At 34.6% G+C, this 17,697-nt stretch carries 21 protein-coding genes; 17 read left to right on the top strand and 4 right to left on the bottom strand.

All coding sequences use genetic code 11. From position 1 onward, the window contains the following. Nucleotides 1-10 precede the first annotated feature (10 nt). The 3 genes from B2745_RS10035 (at nucleotide 11) to B2745_RS10025 (ending at nucleotide 1,605) form a co-directional block, all read left to right on the top strand. Nucleotides 11-985, top strand: coding sequence for a hypothetical protein (locus tag B2745_RS10035; protein WP_304065998.1), 975 nt, complete (start codon nucleotides 11-13; stop codon nucleotides 983-985). A gap of 120 nt (nucleotides 986-1,105) precedes the next feature. Next, nucleotides 1,106-1,330, top strand: a complete 225-nt coding sequence (locus B2745_RS10030) for a DUF2683 family protein (RefSeq protein WP_304065995.1) — start codon at nucleotides 1,106-1,108, stop codon at nucleotides 1,328-1,330. Then, nucleotides 1,327-1,605, top strand: coding sequence for a Txe/YoeB family addiction module toxin (locus B2745_RS10025; RefSeq protein ID WP_304065992.1), 279 nt, complete (start codon nucleotides 1,327-1,329; stop codon nucleotides 1,603-1,605). The genes B2745_RS10030 and B2745_RS10025 overlap by 4 nt, the downstream gene beginning before the upstream one ends. Nucleotides 1,606-1,726: 121 nt before the next feature. Here the strand turns inward: B2745_RS10025 and B2745_RS10020 are convergent, their stop codons facing one another. Both B2745_RS10020 and B2745_RS10015 read right to left on the bottom strand, forming a co-directional pair. Then, nucleotides 1,727-3,208, bottom strand: a complete 1,482-nt coding sequence (locus B2745_RS10020) for an OmpP1/FadL family transporter (RefSeq protein ID WP_304065989.1) — start codon at nucleotides 3,206-3,208, stop codon at nucleotides 1,727-1,729. A 190-nt stretch (nucleotides 3,209-3,398) separates the two neighbouring features. Continuing rightward, complete coding sequence (locus B2745_RS10015; protein WP_304065986.1) at nucleotides 3,399-4,424, bottom strand: hypothetical protein; 1,026 nt, start codon at nucleotides 4,422-4,424, stop codon at nucleotides 3,399-3,401. A gap of 174 nt (nucleotides 4,425-4,598) precedes the next feature. On the opposite strand from B2745_RS10015, the gene proS reads away from it, so the two are divergent. The 10 genes from proS (at nucleotide 4,599) to B2745_RS09965 (ending at nucleotide 11,707) form a co-directional block, all read left to right on the top strand. Continuing rightward, nucleotides 4,599-6,071, top strand: coding sequence for a proline--tRNA ligase (proS, locus tag B2745_RS10010; RefSeq protein ID WP_304065984.1), 1,473 nt, complete (start codon nucleotides 4,599-4,601; stop codon nucleotides 6,069-6,071). Between the two features lie 216 nt (nucleotides 6,072-6,287). Beyond that, nucleotides 6,288-7,151, top strand: coding sequence for a TIGR02757 family protein (locus tag B2745_RS10005; protein WP_304065982.1), 864 nt, complete (start codon nucleotides 6,288-6,290; stop codon nucleotides 7,149-7,151). Between the two features lie 43 nt (nucleotides 7,152-7,194). Then, nucleotides 7,195-7,617: an META domain-containing protein gene (locus tag B2745_RS10000; protein ID WP_304065979.1), complete on the top strand. Its 423-nt coding sequence runs from the start codon at nucleotides 7,195-7,197 to the stop codon at nucleotides 7,615-7,617. A gap of 166 nt (nucleotides 7,618-7,783) precedes the next feature. Then, the gene (locus B2745_RS09995; protein ID WP_304065976.1) at nucleotides 7,784-8,416 is read left to right on the top strand and encodes a hypothetical protein; all 633 of its coding nucleotides are present in this window, start codon (nucleotides 7,784-7,786) and stop codon (nucleotides 8,414-8,416) included. Nucleotides 8,417-8,486: 70 nt separating this feature from the next. Further along, complete coding sequence (locus B2745_RS09990) at nucleotides 8,487-9,308, top strand: phosphatase PAP2 family protein (protein WP_304065974.1); 822 nt, start codon at nucleotides 8,487-8,489, stop codon at nucleotides 9,306-9,308. Between the two features lie 30 nt (nucleotides 9,309-9,338). Further along, a complete protein-coding gene (locus tag B2745_RS09985) occupies nucleotides 9,339-9,857 on the top strand; it encodes a YdeI/OmpD-associated family protein (RefSeq protein ID WP_304065971.1) in 519 nt (172 codons plus the stop codon). Then, nucleotides 9,847-10,242 (top strand): hypothetical protein, encoded by a 396-nt coding sequence (locus B2745_RS09980; RefSeq protein ID WP_304065968.1) that lies wholly within the window; start codon nucleotides 9,847-9,849, stop codon nucleotides 10,240-10,242. The genes B2745_RS09985 and B2745_RS09980 overlap by 11 nt, the downstream gene beginning before the upstream one ends. Before the next feature lie 40 nt (nucleotides 10,243-10,282). Beyond that, nucleotides 10,283-10,501, top strand: coding sequence for a hypothetical protein (locus tag B2745_RS09975; protein WP_304065966.1), 219 nt, complete (start codon nucleotides 10,283-10,285; stop codon nucleotides 10,499-10,501). Nucleotides 10,502-10,551: 50 nt separating this feature from the next. Continuing rightward, nucleotides 10,552-11,151 carry a hypothetical protein gene (locus tag B2745_RS09970; protein WP_304065964.1) on the top strand — a complete coding sequence of 200 codons (600 nt, stop codon included), beginning with the start codon at nucleotides 10,552-10,554 and terminating at the stop codon, nucleotides 11,149-11,151. 79 nt (nucleotides 11,152-11,230) lie between these two features. Next, nucleotides 11,231-11,707, top strand: coding sequence for a YMGG-like glycine zipper-containing protein (locus tag B2745_RS09965; protein ID WP_026904062.1), 477 nt, complete (start codon nucleotides 11,231-11,233; stop codon nucleotides 11,705-11,707). 61 nt (nucleotides 11,708-11,768) lie between these two features. Here the strand turns inward: B2745_RS09965 and B2745_RS09960 are convergent, their stop codons facing one another. Next, nucleotides 11,769-11,993, bottom strand: a complete 225-nt coding sequence (locus tag B2745_RS09960; RefSeq protein ID WP_026904063.1) for a CDGSH iron-sulfur domain-containing protein — start codon at nucleotides 11,991-11,993, stop codon at nucleotides 11,769-11,771. Between the two features lie 117 nt (nucleotides 11,994-12,110). Then, a complete protein-coding gene (locus B2745_RS09955; protein ID WP_026904064.1) occupies nucleotides 12,111-12,425 on the bottom strand; it encodes an HPF/RaiA family ribosome-associated protein in 315 nt (104 codons plus the stop codon). A gap of 165 nt (nucleotides 12,426-12,590) precedes the next feature. Between B2745_RS09955 and B2745_RS09950 the strand changes: the two genes are divergently transcribed. From B2745_RS09950 to B2745_RS09935, 4 genes are all read left to right on the top strand, one after another. Beyond that, nucleotides 12,591-15,053: a PAS domain S-box protein gene (locus tag B2745_RS09950; RefSeq protein WP_304065961.1), complete on the top strand. Its 2,463-nt coding sequence runs from the start codon at nucleotides 12,591-12,593 to the stop codon at nucleotides 15,051-15,053. Nucleotides 15,054-15,089: 36 nt separating this feature from the next. After that, entirely contained in the window at nucleotides 15,090-15,845 is a 756-nt protein-coding gene (locus B2745_RS09945) for a sulfite exporter TauE/SafE family protein (RefSeq protein WP_304065958.1), read from the top strand. 81 nt (nucleotides 15,846-15,926) lie between these two features. Then, nucleotides 15,927-17,180 (top strand): DUF2130 domain-containing protein, encoded by a 1,254-nt coding sequence (locus tag B2745_RS09940; protein WP_304065955.1) that lies wholly within the window; start codon nucleotides 15,927-15,929, stop codon nucleotides 17,178-17,180. Nucleotides 17,181-17,215: 35 nt separating this feature from the next. After that, nucleotides 17,216-17,692: a CinA family protein gene (locus B2745_RS09935; protein WP_304065952.1), complete on the top strand. Its 477-nt coding sequence runs from the start codon at nucleotides 17,216-17,218 to the stop codon at nucleotides 17,690-17,692. Nucleotides 17,693-17,697 lie beyond the last annotated feature (5 nt).

Here is a 17,697-nt window from a genome sequence, read left to right as displayed (position 1 = left end):
TATTTTAATCATGAAAAAAATCACCTTAACTACGATTTTGTTGGCCGTATCTCTACAGCTAATTGCCCAAATTCCCGTAAGTCAAATTACTTGGGAAAACTATAATCCTAAAAAGAAAATACACTTGTGTAACGAGGTTGGTAAACACATGATGTACGATTGGACAGCGCATCAAGAGTTGCATACTTCAGTAGGTAAAAATGCTAGTTATACCTATAATGCTCAAGATAAAACCGAAACATTTCAGTTATATGATAAGAAATCTAACCGGGCAGAAATTAGGTTGATAAACGAGTATGAATACGGAGCCCGTCAGTTTGAAGGCTATGTAACGATTTTTAAACCTTTAGATGATGAATGTTTAATGCAGATATGGGGAAGCCATGAAGGTGCTACTCAATTTATGTTGAGAGGTTTTTATGAAGATAATGGAAGCTTAACCATTAATTGTGGTTCTTCTTCCAGAATTAAAGTGATGGATAATATTTACGGAAAAGAGGTGAAAGTAAACGTAATACACTTACAAGAAGATGTAGGTAATAAATTTATGGTTTATTTAAATGATAAGAAGGTTTTTGAGTTGGCAGATAACGAAAAAGCTATCAACAATTTCAACGGAAATTATCATAAATATGGTGTTTATGGTACAGTAAGAGATGGTCATGAAAGTCCTAAGGTAATATGGCGTAACGTACAACACTTTAAAGATAAAGGTGGTAAGATGTATGATAAGCAAGAGCAAAAAATTAATTATCCGACCTTAGCGGTGAAAAAAGTAGGCGATGCTGATTTTGATGCAGGAGCAAGTTCTAGCGCAAAATTGCCTTTAATTTACAGAAGTTCTGATTTAACTGTAGCTACCATTACGCCAGAAGGTAAAGTTCATATTGTAGGGCCTGGCAAGACACTTATTCTGGCTTTCCATGAAGGTAATCATGAATATCACCCAAATAGCGAGTTAAGAGAGCTGGTGGTACAGAAATAGATTTTTTTTATAATAGATTTTAGATTGATCTAATTTCAATTAAGAAATGGGATCTGAAAATCATTATTTAAACTTCTATCATACTTTTATTAATTTTGTATCATCTTAAAACTTAAAGAAATGGACAGTATCACTATATATCCTAAAAATGATAAGCAGAAATCCTTACTGAAGTCCTTATTGGAAGAAATGAAAGTCCGTTTTGAAGTAGTAAAATTAGACGATGAGACTTTTTTAAGTGAAGATGAATTTGTTGCTAAAATAAGTAAATCAATGAAGCAAGCAGATTTAGGAAAAGTAAAAAGCTTAACCAAAGAAGAACAAAAGAAGTTTTTAGGGTTATGAGTTATGTTTTAGAACTAACTGATGAAGCTGTTTTAGATATTGAACGACATAAAAAAGCAGGTGATAAAAAAGTTCTCACAAAGATTGATAAGCTTTTAAATGAATTACGAGAGCATCCTACAAAAGGAACAGGTAAGCCAGAGAAATTAAAGCACTTTAAGTCTATGATTTGGTCTCGTAGAATTACAGATAAACACCGTTTAGTATATCAGATAATAGATGATAAGGTAATCGTTTTAATTCTTACTTTTTGGGGACATTATGAAGATAAATAGAAACAATCCTTTCTTACCTAAAACCTCATATTTAGCAAATTTTAACAATTATTCCATCTGATATAGAAAAGCCTTAAATGCTTAACGCATTTAAGGCTTTTTTTATGATTTAAGTTTTTATTTAAAACCTAGCTCCAAAAGTGATACTAACAGCCGTTACGTTAGTTTTAGTATCTGCAAACGGCGTAACTTGTGGATTATTAAAAGTATAAAAAGAGGTAGATAAAACGCTGTTTTGTTGATGCTGAACCGCAAAATCTAGTGTATAAGAACCAAAGCGATAACCAATTCCTCCGGTATATCTATTAGCTTTATAAGCTAAATCTTGATAAGGGCTTCCTAAATTTCTATAACCCGCTCTTAAAGCTACATTATTGGTTACTTTATACTCGGCACCTAAACCAATATTGATGCTTTCTTGATAAGTAGAAGCTATTTGCCTATTGGTATTGATGTTTAAAGCGTTTTCATCAGATTTAAATTTAATGGTAGAAAAATCCTGATAATTAATATCAGCACTAATAAAACCTTTATTACCTATAAAGAATGAAATACCTCCGTTTAGTTTTAAAGGCGTATTTAAGCGATAAGAAAAAGGATATGAATTATTATCAGTGATGAAATTATTGTCTGGATCTCTTAAAGAAAGTTCCTCATAATAATCATCATCTATGCTATAATAAGTTGGTGTTTCTAAGGATAATCCTAACCTAATTTCTTTAACAGGTTTTAAAATAGCGCCAATTTTAAAATTTACACCAGAACCTCGGGTATCAAAACTCTTGGAGAAATTGGTGTTATAGTCAACATTATCTACATCATTAAATCCTTGCTCATTTAATAATTCTTCTGAACGGTAATTGATAGATGCTAAACCTAATCCAAAACCTAGATAAAATTTATTGCTAAAGTTCATGCCTAAAGAGAAATCAACATTAGACTGCCCACCTTTTCTATCATAGGAAACAACTTGGTCTGCTCCTGATCTAGTGTTGGATGAATAACTATTGTTGTTTGTATTGTAATCCATTAAAAAACCTTCATAAGCTGCAAATACTAGATTATCTAAAATTTGATCAGGCGCATAAGGTTGATTAGTGCTTGGATTCTTATCATTATTAGCAAGATTAGCAAAATAGTTTCCTAGTCCATTAGCATTGGTAACTCCGCTAAAAGAAAGTTCATTTCTAAAAAAGTTGTTTTTTTGGTAGCCAATACCAAAGTTTATGGATACAAGACCTTTCTTTAAATCGCCTGTTCGGTACGTTGGGCTATGAAAAACAACACCCAAATTATTAATGTTTAGATTACCCAAAGAGGATTCGGAGTTCTGCCCTAAATAGGTTGTTTTATTTGACGAGTTAACGTAGCCGGGTGTAAAGCTAAACTCAGAGCTACTAAACATACCCAAGCCTGCTGGGTTGCCGTATAGAGAGCTTAAATCTCCGCCCAAAGAGGTATGTGGGCCACCTAAACCTCCAAATCTGGCAGTTACGCTGCTTTCTGTTCCCGAGAATTTAAGTGCATCAGATGTGTATTGCGCAGAAACACTTGAAATAGTGCCTACTATAAAAGTTGAAAGAACAAATATTTTTAATTTCATGTTTTTATGTAAGGATAATCATCAGCTGTATAAGTTTTAACCACTGATATTTAATGAAAATACATCTCTTATAAATTGAGCTTTATCAACACATTCTTTTTTATGTCAGGCTGAGCGGAGTCGAAGCCTTTCTGTGGTCTTCAGACTACATTTCGACTCCGCTCAATGTGACAAAAAATTTATGATAAAACTATCTTGAAGGCCTTCCACCACCAGAGCTACTGCCTCCAGATGAACCTCTGCTACTACCGCCGCTGCTACCACTGCTAGAAGGCGGACTATAACTAGGAGAAGGAGAGTAACTAGGTCTTTCAGTTCTGGCAGGTCTACTACTTTCAGTACGAGCAGGTCTGCTTTGTTGAGCTTCGGATCTTGTAGGTCTGCTACTTTCTGTTGGACGAGATGAGCTTCCACTAGAAGCGGGTCTTGTACCAGAAGTTGCTGGGCGACTATAATCTCCTCCATAACTTTCTCTTGTTGGTCTAGACGATGTTCCGGCTGGTCTGCTTGAGCTAACAGGTCCCGTAGGACGAGGAATTCTACTTACACTATTTCCATCAGCGCCCACAGGTCTAGTTGCTACACTTCCTCTTGATGGCCTTGGGTTATTAGGTCTGGTAACAACACCAATACCCGGATAAAATCCGCCACCCCATAAACCACCATTGCCAATCCAGCCACCACCCCAAGGGTTGTTAAAAGAATATATTCCCCAATATGGAGATCCTAGAGGACTGTACCAAGGGTTATAAGCCCAGCTATTCCATCCCCAACTGTTCCAACCCCAGTTATTCCAGCCTAAGTTCCAATTATTCCAACCCCAGTTGTTCCAGCCTAGATTAAAACCAAAACCGGGTCTGTTCCAGCTATTCCATCCCCAATTATTCCATCCCATAGAAAATGCTGGGTCAAAATAAGGGTCAAAAGCTAAATTGTTATTATAATAATGGTCTCTCCAATTGTAATCATTGCGATTTTCTATATCCAAACGTGATCTAGACTCTTCCTCATAAGCGTAATTATCTGTAGAATATTCGCTATCAGGATTTGAATTAATTGATGGTCTTGGCGTAAATGTCAAGGCTCTGGCTTCTACTTCCGAGTTGTAAACATCATCGTACAAAGCCGTTTGTGTAGCGATATTGCCGGTAGCACAACCACCTAGAATTAGAGCAATCCCCCCACTCATTACCGATAAAATAACTCTATTTTTCATGTTGTATATTTTTTAAGGTCTTAAAGACAATTTTGGTCTATTTATAACATACGTTTATTAGACGTAAAATATTACAATTGGTTGCATCAAACCTAAAATTATTAGTGTAATATTTTTATAACTTTGAGCATTAAAATCAATCATAAAAATACAAAAATTATTCCAAATCAGCTCATGAGTAAAGGATTAACAAGCAGATCAGAAGACTATTCACAATGGTATAACGAATTAGTAGCAAAGGCCGACCTTGCAGAACACTCTGCCGTTAGGGGTTGTATGGTGATAAAGCCCTATGGATACTCTATTTGGGAGAAAATGCAGGCTGTTTTGGATCAAAAATTTAAAGAAACAGGGCACAGCAACGCTTATTTTCCTTTATTCATCCCTAAGTCATTTTTTTCAAAAGAGGCTTCTCACGTAGATGGTTTTGCAACTGAGTGTGCCGTGGTTACACATTATCGATTAAAAAATGATGGAAACGGCAATATCATTGTTGATGAAGATGCCAAACTTGAGGAAGAATTAATCGTTAGACCAACATCAGAAACCATTATCTGGAATACTTATAAAGGTTGGATACAATCTTATCGAGATTTGCCTATATTGGTAAATCAATGGGCAAACGTAGTCCGTTGGGAGATGCGTACCCGTTTATTTTTACGTACTGCCGAGTTTTTATGGCAAGAAGGACACACTGCACATGCAACTGCCGAAGAAGCCATAGCAGAAACCGAGCAAATGCTTGATGTATATGCAGATTTTGCAGAAAACTGGATGGCTTTACCCGTAGTAAAAGGCAAAAAAACCGCTAATGAGCGCTTTGCCGGAGCTTTAGATACCTATTGTATTGAGGCTTTAATGCAGGATGGTAAAGCCTTACAAGCTGGAACTTCGCACTTTCTTGGTCAAAATTTTGCAAAAGCTTTTGATGTAAAATTTACCAGTAAAGAAGGTAAACAAGAGTTTGTTTGGGCTACTTCTTGGGGGGTTTCTACCCGTTTAATGGGTGCTTTAATTATGGCTCATTCTGATGACAGTGGGCTGGTATTACCTCCAAAATTAGCTCCAATTCAGGTTGTTATTGTACCTATTTATAAAGGAGAAGAAGAGTTATCCAAAATATCTGAAGCTGTTGATGTAATCATCAAAGATTTAAAGAAAAAAGGAATTTCGGTTAAATATGATGACCGTGATACCCAAAGACCAGGTTTTAAGTTTGCAGAATATGAGCTAAAAGGTGTGCCTGTACGTTTAGCCATGGGAGGTAGAGATTTGGAAAACAACACTGTTGAGCTTGCCAGAAGAGATACTAAAACAAAAGAAACGGTATCAAGAGATGGTATTGCAGACAGAATTGAGCTTTTATTAGAAGAAATTCAACAAAGCATATACCATAAAGCTTTACAGTTTAGAACAGAAAATACTAAAAAAGTAGATTCTTATGATGATTTTAAAAAGGCTTTAGACGAAACGCCAGGCTTTATTGCCGCACATTGGGATGGAACTTCTGAAACCGAAGCTAAAATTAAAGAAGAAACAAAAGCTACTATCAGATGCATTCCTTTAAATAACGAGCAAGAGGAAGGTGTTTGTATGGTAACAGGAAAACCATCTAGCCAAAGAGTATTATTTGCGAGGGCTTATTAGGGTGGGAAGTCCGAAGACCGATGTCCGAAGACCGAAGTCTGGAGTTGAAAGTGCAAAGTTGAAAGTACAACGTAGAAAGACGGAAGACGGAAGTTTGAAGTCTGCTGTCTAAAGTATGGTCTACAAATAAAGGAGTAGAATTAGCCTAAAGCAATAAATCATAATTCTACTCTTTTTCTTAAGCCTTCTATCTAAAATCTAATTATCTAGCATCTAATGTCTCAAATTACAAATCTCAAAGTTTTTTTAGATCAAAAGGTAATGCAGTATAACCAACCTGGTTTTATTGTTAATGATCCAATATGTATCCCACATTTATTTTCTAAAAAGCAGGATATAGAAATCATGGGTTTTTGGGCTTCTATTTTGGCTTGGGGGCAAAGGGTTACCATCATTAATAAATGTAAAGAGTTGATTGACTTAATGGATGGTGTTCCCTATGATTTTATCCTTCATCATCAAGAACATGATTTAAAAAGATTTCAGCATTTTAAACATCGTACCTTTAATTATACTGATACTTTATATTTTATCCATTTTTTTAAACATCATTACAGCAATTTTGAGAGTTTAGAAGATGCGTTTTTACCTTTTCCATTACAGCAAGTTTATCAGGATGCTTATGTGGAAAGTCCGCAATTAAAAAAGCCAATTAAAAACCATTCGTCAGTTTGTTTACAAGAAGATTTAGCAGTTGAAACCATTGAAGGAAACCTCAATTTCTTTAGGTCTTATTTTTTCTCTTTACCAGATTTTCCTCACCGTACCAAAAAACATATCTCATCGCCATTACAGAAATCTACCTGTAAGCGCTTAAATATGTTTTTGCGGTGGATGGTCCGTAAAGACGATAAAGGTGTAGATTTTGGTATCTGGAATAGAATAAAACCTTCCCAGCTAATCTGTCCATGCGATTTACATGTAGATAGGGTAGCCCGTAAACTTAATTTAATTACCCGTAAACAAACCGATTGGCAAACCGCTTTAGAGCTTACCCATCAGTTAAGAATGTTAGATAAAGACGACCCCGTAAAATACGATTTCGCCTTATTTGGCTTAGGAATAGAAGAGAAGTTTTGATAAATTTATTCTTTACTTGTATTTGTTATTAAAATAAAAAATCATGAAAAAACATAACTACTTCATTTTATTATTCTTATTCATTATCAGTGCCTGTGCTGTTAAAAAGGCGGCAGAAGATAAAAATCAACTCAATGGTACTTGGGAGCTTAATTATATCTCTGGTCCTAGAATAGCTTTTGAGGGTTTATATCCCAACCAAAAACCACAACTCACCTTTGATGTAGCAAGTAATAAACTTTACGGTAATACCAGTTGTAATAGTTTAAGTGGTGCTTTGGTTATTACCGATAATCGTATAGATTTTAATACTCCAATGGCATTAACCAAAAGATTTTGCGAAGGACAAGGAGAGCAATTATTTCTTGAAAGCTTGAAAAAATCAACACGTTATAGTGTAAATGAAAATACTTTAACATTTTTAATGGATGATATTGCCATCATGAGATTTATCAAAAAACCATAAAAAAGCAGTATCAAAATTAGAAAATAAACTATTGTTTATTTTCTTTCGTTTAGGATTCTTGTAAATGGTAATATCATATATGCTAAAATTCTTTTTGATAATATTAACAGGACTATTATTTACTTCATGTTCTTCTCTTTACCTGCCCAATGTGCCAAATACCCCAATGTTGCGTAACAAAGGCGAGTTTAATGTAGATGGTCATATTGGTTTAAAAGGTAATATAAGTGCTAATGCAGCTTATGCAGTTTCAGATCATTTAGGGGTAATATTTAGTGGTGCTTATGTAGACCAAGTTAAAGATAAAAGAGATTTTACTTCTGATTTCTTTGAAGTAGGTGCTGGCTATTTTACAACCTTTGGTGAACAAAAAGAGCGTGTTTTAGAAGTTTACGGCGGCTTTGGCTTTGGCAACTCAAGAAGGGTGTATAAAGATTTAACTTTTGACGGACCTGTTGTAACAGAAATACAGGATGCAGCTTTAAATAAAGTTTTTGCTCAGGTTAACTTTAGTAAAAATAAAAAGAATGATTTGAGATTATTTGGTTCTAAATTTCCTCTAAGTTATGGTACTGCCATACGCGTAAATTATATCAGTATGAAAGATTTTACTATTAATGATATTAACGCACCTTTAGAAAACAATGTTTTTATTGAGCCAATTTTCTTTACCAGGATGAAGGTTGGCAAGAACCTTAACTTACAATACACCAGTGGTAGTAATTTTGGCTTGATAAAAAATGAAAACCTAAAAGGAGGTTATACTACGCTAAGTTTGGGAATAGTTTATAAAATGTGAGCTACGCTTGAATAATTTTGGCAGATAGTTTGATTAGTAGAAAAAATCAAATTTGGCTAAAATTAAAAATATGAACTCAAAATCTTTTTATACACTACTTATAGCTCTACCATTCTTGTTTCAAACATCATGGGCACAAGAAAAAACATCTCCCTATAAAACCAGTTTTAAAACAGACGCTCCTATAGTAGCAGGTTTAGTTGGTCTAAATGTTTTAGGACTTAGCGTCATTAAAAATAAAGATGAGCTTACTTTGGCCGAGCTAAATGCTTTAAACAAAGAAGACGTTTTTTTCATAGACAGAAGTACTGCCGGTAATTTCTCTGATAAAGCCGATAAAGACAGTTACATTCCTTTTTACGCTTCTTTTGCAGCTGCTCCTATTATGGCATTCTTAAATAAAAATCAGCGCTCTCATACCGGGCAAGTTATGGTTTTATTTGTTGAAACTATGGCGGTTACCGGTGCAGCATTTACCTTAACAGCAGGTTTAGTAGATCGTAGTAGACCTTTGGTTTACAATACCAATTTGCCCACTGCAGATCGTATAGATAAAGATGCCCAACGTTCTTTCTTTGCTGGGCATACGGCCGCAACAGCTGCCGCATCTTTTTTTGTAGCTAAAGTTTTTCAGGATTTTAACCCTGATTCTAAAGCAAAACTTTATGTTTGGGCAGCTGCCGCGGCGGTGCCTGCTACAGTAGGTTATTTAAGGCTGAAAGCGGGTAAGCACTTCCTCTCTGATAATATTTTAGGTTATGCTATAGGTGCTGGAGCAGGTATTTTAGTGCCTCAGTTGCATAAAAAAAACAACCAAACAAATTTATCGCTTACACCAGCTATGGGTTTTAACTATCAGGGATTAAGCCTTAGATATCAATTTAAACATTGATATTTCTGAATAATTTATACTTTAGTATAGATGATTACTTTTGATACGCTCATTAAAAAATACGGTAAAATGGGCGATAAAACCGGTTGGACTTATATCGATATTCCTAAGCATCTTGCTGCCGAGTTAAAACCATCTTGTAAAGTTAGTTTTAGAGTAAAAGGAGAAATAGACCATTATAAGTTTAGCGGTTTGGCGCTTTTACCTGTTGGCGACGGAGATTATATACTACCTTTAAAACAAGCCATTAGAAAAGCAATTGCTAAAGAAAATGGAGCTATGGTTAAGTTATCTTTAGCAGAAGATATTGATTTTAAAATAGAAATTCCGGAGGATTTAAAAGCTTGTTTGGCAGAACAAGACGAGTTTACAGTTAACTTTATGAAGCTAAGTAAAGCAGAGCGTAACTACTTTATCAACTGGATTAACGAAGCAAAAACAGACCCTACCAGAGTAAAAAGATTGATGCAAACTGTAAAAGCTATGGAATTTGAGATGGATTTTGGAGCTATGATACGTAGCCATAAAGCAAATAGAAATGAACTATAAATTATACATCGTTTTAATAAGCATTGCTTTATTATTTAGCTGTAAACAAAGCGTAAAAACAGCGCAAATTGAGGGAAAATGGCTTTATCAAAAAGTTGAGTTTGTAAGACAAAATCCTGTTATCGTTATAGAAGGGGAAGAACTTGAAGCTGATAAACCTTATATTATTTTTGAAAAAAGTGCTAAAGCTAAAATTATATCTTCCGGAAAAATATTATCAGAAGGTACATTTGTTTTAGATGGTGATATCATCCGTTATGATGAAATATTGCCAGACGGACAAAAAAGAGCTATACCTTTTCTTATCATAGAAATTGATGAAAAGCATTTGATTTTTGAAAGTATGGATCGGGATACCAAAAGAATTACAGCTATAAAGAACTAATATTGGTCGTGTTTTTGTATTTGATACTGAAAAACATGATATGAAACCACAGAAAAATAAAATCATTACAGAAGACATTCCAGAACAAGAACCCCTAGAAAGAGCTCCCTTTCATCCGCAAGATGAAAACCAACACCAACCCACTAATAAAGAACAATGGGTTGATGATGTTAATGCAGAGTTTCAGGGTCACCCACCTATTACTGGCACTTCAGAAGAATATGACAATCCTCAAAAAGGGAAGTTGGAAGATGAATAATCAAAATATGATTTTTAGATCCAAAGCGTTATACTTCAAATTTTAAAATCATGAATCCGAAATATAAAGCTGTTATTTTTATTGCCTTGGTATCACTCCTATCAGCTTGTGGTTTAAACAGGCAGAAAAGAGAATTAAAAGCCCTTGAAGATTGTAAATACCAGATAGTTTCTGCTGATAGTATTTATATAGCTGGATTAGCTATAAAAGAATTTTCATCAGCAGATGAAATCAATTTAGCTAAACTTCCAAGCGTTGCTCTAGGTTTTTTAAGAAAAAATATTCCCTTAACAGGTAAAGTAAATCTTCAGATTAGTAATCCTACTGCAAAACAAGCATCAATAAATCAATTTGACTATATCATATTAATTAAAGACAGGGAGCTGATTTCTGGTTTAGTAGATCAGAAAATTAGTATAGCCCCAGGATCAACTATAAAAGTTCCTATTCATTTAAAGGCAAATATCTATCAGTTAGTGGCAGACCCTGAAATTCAGCAAGAAGTGTTTGATTTTCTAAATACGAATCAAGAAAGAAAAGGTTTAGTAACCATAAAAATTAAACCAACCATAACCATTGGCCATCAGCAAATCAAATATCCTGGTTACATCTCTATTGATAAAGAGCTAAGTAATCAAATACTTTTATAAGTTGGCACTATTTTTTCTTACGTCTATGGGTAATCTGAACATTTAGATTAACTCAAAAATTAGAAATAAATTAAAGAATATGAAACTAATCATCATGTCGCTTGCAGTTGCCGTAGCGGTATCTGCATGTAATAGTAACGCAAAAAACAATCAGGGTAATCAAACCTATACTTTTAAAGATTCTGTAAAAATAATCAGGGATAGCTTAAGATTAGATAGCTTTGAAAGGGCAGAACAAGCCAGAAAAGACGAAGCGAAAAGAGCAGAAGAAATAGCAGCAGCCAAAGCTGCCGCAAGAGAAGAAGTTCGTAATAGCAATTATAAATCTTCATCTTCTGTATCATCAGGAAATAATACTGTTGCTACACAACAAGAGAAAAAAGGTTGGAGCTCTGCCGCAAAAGGTGCTGTTATTGGTGCAGGTGCAGGCGCAGTAACTGGTATTTTAGTAGATAAAAAAGATGGTAGAGGTGCTGCAATAGGCGGGGTTGTTGGTGCTGGTACGGGTTACATCATCGGAAGACAAAAGGATAAACAAACAGGAAGAGCACAATAATTTTTTGTTCTTAGATGTTAGTCATAAAAGCAGCCTAATTTTTTTAGGCTGCTTTTATATTTTAAACATTTCTTGGTGGAAGGTCAAAAGCAGTAGCATCGTGTTCAAAATGACCTTTATGTGCACCATCACAAAAAGGTTTATTTTTAGATAAGCCACATCTGCATAAAGAAATTATTTCTCTGCCTCCTAAATGATACACATTTCCGGCTTTATCTACAATTTCAAAGTCGCCTTCTACTTTTAAAGAACCATTATTATTTACAGTAAGTTTAGTTTTCGCCATAGCTATTTTTATATAAAAAGGTGTTTAAATTTCATAAATCTAAAGATTTGCTGTAAGGTAACAAAAAAGATAACCTTACGTTGATGAAATTTAAACACCTTAAAGAAAGATAGTTTATTAATGTTCTTTTATTTTTCCGATAGCACTATCTAAAGCACTTTTCATTTTATTGATGGCGCCGTCTACCGCTTTATGTAAATTTTCTGCAAAGTTGGTAACCACTACCGGTTTTAGGCCTTCAACCCTTGCTTCTAATAAACAACGCTTATCATCAGCGCCTTCTTTTTGCCCATTTTCATCACTTAAATGCACTTCAACTCTGGTAATATGACCGCTAAATCTGTCTAAGCTTTCGCTTATTACACCTTTAACGTATTCGTTCAATCTCTCTTTACCTTCAATGTTGTTGTCTGTATTAACCTGTATAATCATAACATATATATTTTAATGTTTAAATATATCTAAAAGTATGCCTTAAATAGATTATATTATATCACAATATGGTATAATTTTAGTGATATATATCATAAATCATTAATTTTCTTACAGTATAAAAAAACTAATTTATTTGATGATAGCTCTAACTATTCTTAGCTTATGAATGAAAAGAAAGTTTACCAAACCCTTGAGATAGCATCAGTAGCACTTCTTTTCATTATTTCTATTACCGTTATTTTATTTTTTATAGATAGCCTTGATTTAATAATTTTTAAAATTATTATAGCTATTCTAATGGTAGCAGCTATTTCATTTTTCTTATTACTTAGAAGAACCATCAGCGTTACTATACAAAATGCTAAGTATAAATTTAAAAGTGCAGAGCATAAATTTGGGCGTATTTACGATGCTAATGTATTGGGTATTCTCATATCAGATTTTAACGGTTTAATTTTAGATGCTAATGATGCTTTTTTGGATATTATTGGTTATACCAGAGAAGAATTAGAAAATGGTTTTATCCGTTGGGATCAATTAACTCCTCCAGAGTTTAAGCAAGAATCCCTTCAAGCGCTGCAACAATTAAAAGAGCAAGGGGAGTGTTTACCTTTTGAAAAACAGTATTATCATAAAAATGGTAGTAAAGTGTGGGTTTTAGTAGGTGCTGCTAGGTTGTTAAATGATAAAAGAGGAGATGCCATTACTTACGTGATAGATATCTCTGCAAAAAAAGAGGTTGATATAAAAACCAAGCAGTTTAACAATATTATCAAACGCCAGCAAGAAGAATTTAAATCTGTTTTCATGAATGCTCCGGCTTACATATTGATAAGAAGAGGTCCTGAGCTGAGATATACTTTTGTAAATAAAGCCATTACAGATTTTACCCAACGTGAGGATTATTTAGGGAAAACACCTGAAGAGCTATTTCCAGATTTAGTGAGCGATGAAGATAAAAAGATAAGTGAACAGGTTTATAAAACAGGCATAGCTGCTAAAGGAAAACGCCATAAAGCCAGATATAAGAATGAACATGGCGAAATGCAAAATATCTATTTAGATTATCTAATAACACCTGTTTATGATTATGAAGGTAGGGTAGACGGTATCGCTACTTTTGGCTTTGATGTAACAGATTTGGTTTTGGCTAACCAAGAAATGGAAATAAGTAAAGATCGTTTTGCATCCATGGCCGATACGATGCCTGAAAAAGTTTGGATGACTTCTGCTAGTGGTAAAGAACTTATCTATGTCAATAAACTTTGGCTAGATTATGTAGGTCAACCATCTTCAAATGGTTGGAGTTGGTATGATACTGTACATCCAGAAGATAAAGCTATCGTTCAGATACTTTGGTCGCAAGCCATGAAATACGACCAGAACTTTACTATAGAAGCTCGTCTTCAAAATACAAAAGGAGAATTTCGTTGGCATTTGATTAAAGGAGTTCCGCTAAAAAATAAGGAGAATGAAGTACTGGTTTGGGTAGGTTCTAATAGCGATATTCATGATCAAAAACAACAACTTAAGCAGTTAAAAGACAGCGAAGAATATTTCAAAACTTTAGCAGACGAAACACCTTTTATGGTTTGGAAGTCTGATGCAGAAGGTCATTTCGTTTATGTTAACAAACAATGGACAGCTTTTACCGGACTTAGCGTAACCGAAAGTTTAGGTGAAGGATTTAGAAAGGCTATCCCGTCTGTAGACGATGAAGAGCGTAAACTAGGCTGGGCAAATGCAATAGCCACTAAACAATCATATCAAGACAAATTTCAACTTAAAAGAGCCGATGGTGCTTTACGTTGGGTGTATGCGCAAGCAAATCCTTATGATATAGACGGGGAGTTTGCCGGATTTATTGGGAGTATTATTGATATCACAGAACAAGAATTGGTGCAACAAGCAGAAAAAGAATTATCAGCTAAAAAAGATGAATTTTTAAGTATTGCTAGTCATGAGCTTAAAACTCCTTTAACCAGTGTGAAAGCTTTTATTCAATTGATAGAAAAATCATTAAATAAACATGATAAGGCTTATCCATTTGTGTTAAAAGCTTCTAAAAACTTAAAAAGATTAGAGATTTTAATTGCAGATTTGTTAGATGTTTCTAAAATAAATGCCGGTAAACTTACTTACCATATTAAATCATTTGATTTTCATCAAATGCTTGAAGAAAGTATTGCCAGTATTCAAAATATCTCGCCTACACATCAAATCAATTTAGTAGAATCAGCAAAAGTTAATCTTTGTGGAGATAAATTTAGGATAGAGCAGGTTATTTATAATTTTTTATCAAACGCTATCAAATATTCGCCCAATGCTAAAGAGGTAAGCGTAACTTCTAAAGTGCATGATAAGCACTTGGTTGTAGCTGTACAAGATTATGGTATAGGTATTTCTGATCATCATATCGCACATATATCTGATCGTTATTTTAGGGTTGATAAAACAGCTATGCAATTTCAAGGTTTGGGTTTAGGTTTGTTTATCTCTAAAGAGATTATACATAGACATGATGGCAATTTTTGGATAGAAAGTGAATTAGGTAAAGGTTCTACTTTTTATTTCTCTCTGCCACTAGAAGCTCAACATCCTAAAATAAATTCTTCTATAACATAAATTCTTAGTTGTTTTGTTCCTCATAACCTAGGCGTTTTGATAGAGATTTTTTCCTTTTCTTATGATATCACCCAAGTTTGGGTAATTATACTAGTGGCATTTTTAGTTGGAATGTCTAAAACCGGTATTCATGGTACCAGTATGCTCTCTGTGCCAGTTATGGCTATCTATTTTGGTGGACAATCATCAAGTGGTATTATTTTACCCATGCTCATTATAGCCGATATTTTTGGGGTTATATATTACCACCGCCATGCAGAATGGTCTTATCTAAAGAAATTATTTCCTTGGGCAGCAGTAGGTATTATTCTAGGTACTTGGGTAGGTGCTTATATAAACGATGCTATTTTTAGAGCCTTTATGGCTATTATCATTGTTTTAAGTGTTATCGTAATGATTTGGATGGAGCGAACAAACAGAGAGAAAATTCCTAAACATCCCGCTTTTGCCGCTTCTATGGGCATAGCCGGAGGTTTTACTTCTATGATAGGAAATTTAGCAGGTACCGTAATGGCAGTATATTTTTTGTCGATGAGGCTTAATAAAAACTCATTTATAGGTACAACAGCATGGTTTTTCTTTGTTATCAATGTTTTTAAAGTTCCGTTTCATGTTTTTGTGTGGCATACCATTCATTGGGATGGTTTTGTGTTAAACCTTTTAACCATACCTGCCATTTTATTAGGTGCTTATGTAGGCATAAGCGTTGTAAAACAATTAACCGATAAAACTTTCCGCTGGTTTATCATTGCCATTACTTTACTAGCTTCTGTACTCATGCTTTTAAAATAGTTACAAGCATTAGGTATAATTTGCTATTTTTTTTAGCTTTAGCGATGTAAATTTGTAAATTCTAACATCAAAATATTATTCATGTCTACAGAAATTAAATGTCCTAACTGCGCTCATGTTTTTCCTATGGAAGAAGCTATGACAGAGGAGTATAAGAAGGAATTGAGAGAAAAAATGCTCTCTTTTACAAAGCAAAAGGATGAGGAATTTAAGAAGAAACTAGAAGATCTTGCTAAAGAGAAACAACAGCAGGAGCAAGCTTTTGAGCTACGCTTACAACAAGAAAAAAAGCTGTTGCAGCAAAATGTAGAAGAAAATTTACGTAAGGCAATTGCTAACGATTTTGAAAACAAACTGGCTTTGCTAGAACAAAATAATAAAGAAAACGAAGAGAAATTAAAGCTTGCCCGCCAAAAGGAATTAGAGTTTTTAAAACAAGAACAGTCCTTAAAAGATAAAGAAGCAGAACTTGAAATTCAGCTACAAAGAAAGTTGCAAGAGCAGCGTCAAGAGCTTGTGGAGCAAATAAGAAAACAAGAGGCAGAAAAAAATAGTGTGAAAGATACCGAGTACCAGCTTAAAGTTAGAGAATTAGAAAAGCAAATTGAGGATCAGAAGAAGCTGGCAGAAGAAATGCGTAGAAAAGCCGAGCAAGGCTCTATGCAATTGCAAGGTGAGGTTCAGGAACTTATTTTAGAAGAACTCTTAAAAAACAGCTTCCCTTTTGATGTAATTTCAGAAGTAGGGAAAGGTGTTCGTGGAGCAGATTGCGTACAATTGGTACGTAATAAATTTGGGCAAGATTGTGGTAAAATCATCTATGAAAGTAAGCGTACCAAAGATTTTTCTATGGAATGGATAGAAAAACTCAAAAGAGATATGCGCAGTACTGGAGTAGATGTTGCGGTTATTGTTAGCCAAGTTTATCCAAAAGGCATGGATTGCTTTGGCGAAAGAGACGGCGTTTGGATTTGCTCTTTTGCGGAAGTTAAAGCAGTTGCTCATTTATTAAGAGATGGTATCATCAAAATAGCAGGAGTAGCCCGTTCTCAAGAAAATAAAGGAGATAAAATGCACATGTTGTATGATTATCTTACGGGTAATGAATTTGCTGAGCAATGGAAAGCTATCCGTGAAGGTTTCCTAAGCATGAAAATGAGCATCCAAAGAGAACGGGATGCTATGGAGAAATTATGGAAAGCTCGCGAAAAGCAATTGGAAAAAGTTATGTTAAACGCAGCCCACATCCATGGTTCTGTAGAAGGTATTGCCGGGACAGATAATAACCAATTTAGCTTAACGGATGATACAGAAGATTCTTTACTGATAGAGTAGGGAAGTGTTGGCTTTAAAATTGTAAATCCATAACCATGGAGGAATTAGCCAAAAAATGCTGCCAATTGTTAAAAGATAAAAAGTTAACCATAGCTTTTGCAGAAAGTGTAACCTCAGGAGCTTTATGTGCAGGTTTAGGGGCAGTAGAGGGTTCTGGCGCTGTGTTCAAAGGCGGTTTAGTTTGCTATGATGGCGATTTGAAAAAGCAATATCTCGGCGTAAGCGATGCCTTAATTGAGCATTATACGCCAGAATCTGCCGAGGTTACCAGGCAAATGGCTATAGGCTTAAAACACTTCATACATGCAGATATGGTTGTGGCTATTACAGGCTTATGTAGCCCAGGAGGTAGCGAGGCAACAGATAAGCCAGTAGGAACAATTTTTACTCATATTCTTTATCTGGATAAAAGTATAGCATACCGAGAGGTGTATGCAGGGGATTCATTAGCTATCATTGCTATGGCTGTTAGTCAAACCTATCAAAACATTATTCAGCTTTTGAAATCTTAATAATA

Source organism: Pedobacter glucosidilyticus (assembly GCF_002483235.1).
Taxonomy (GTDB): Bacteria; Bacteroidota; Bacteroidia; order Sphingobacteriales; family Sphingobacteriaceae; genus Pseudopedobacter; species Pseudopedobacter glucosidilyticum_B.
This window is presented reverse-complemented; position numbering and strand designations above follow the sequence as displayed.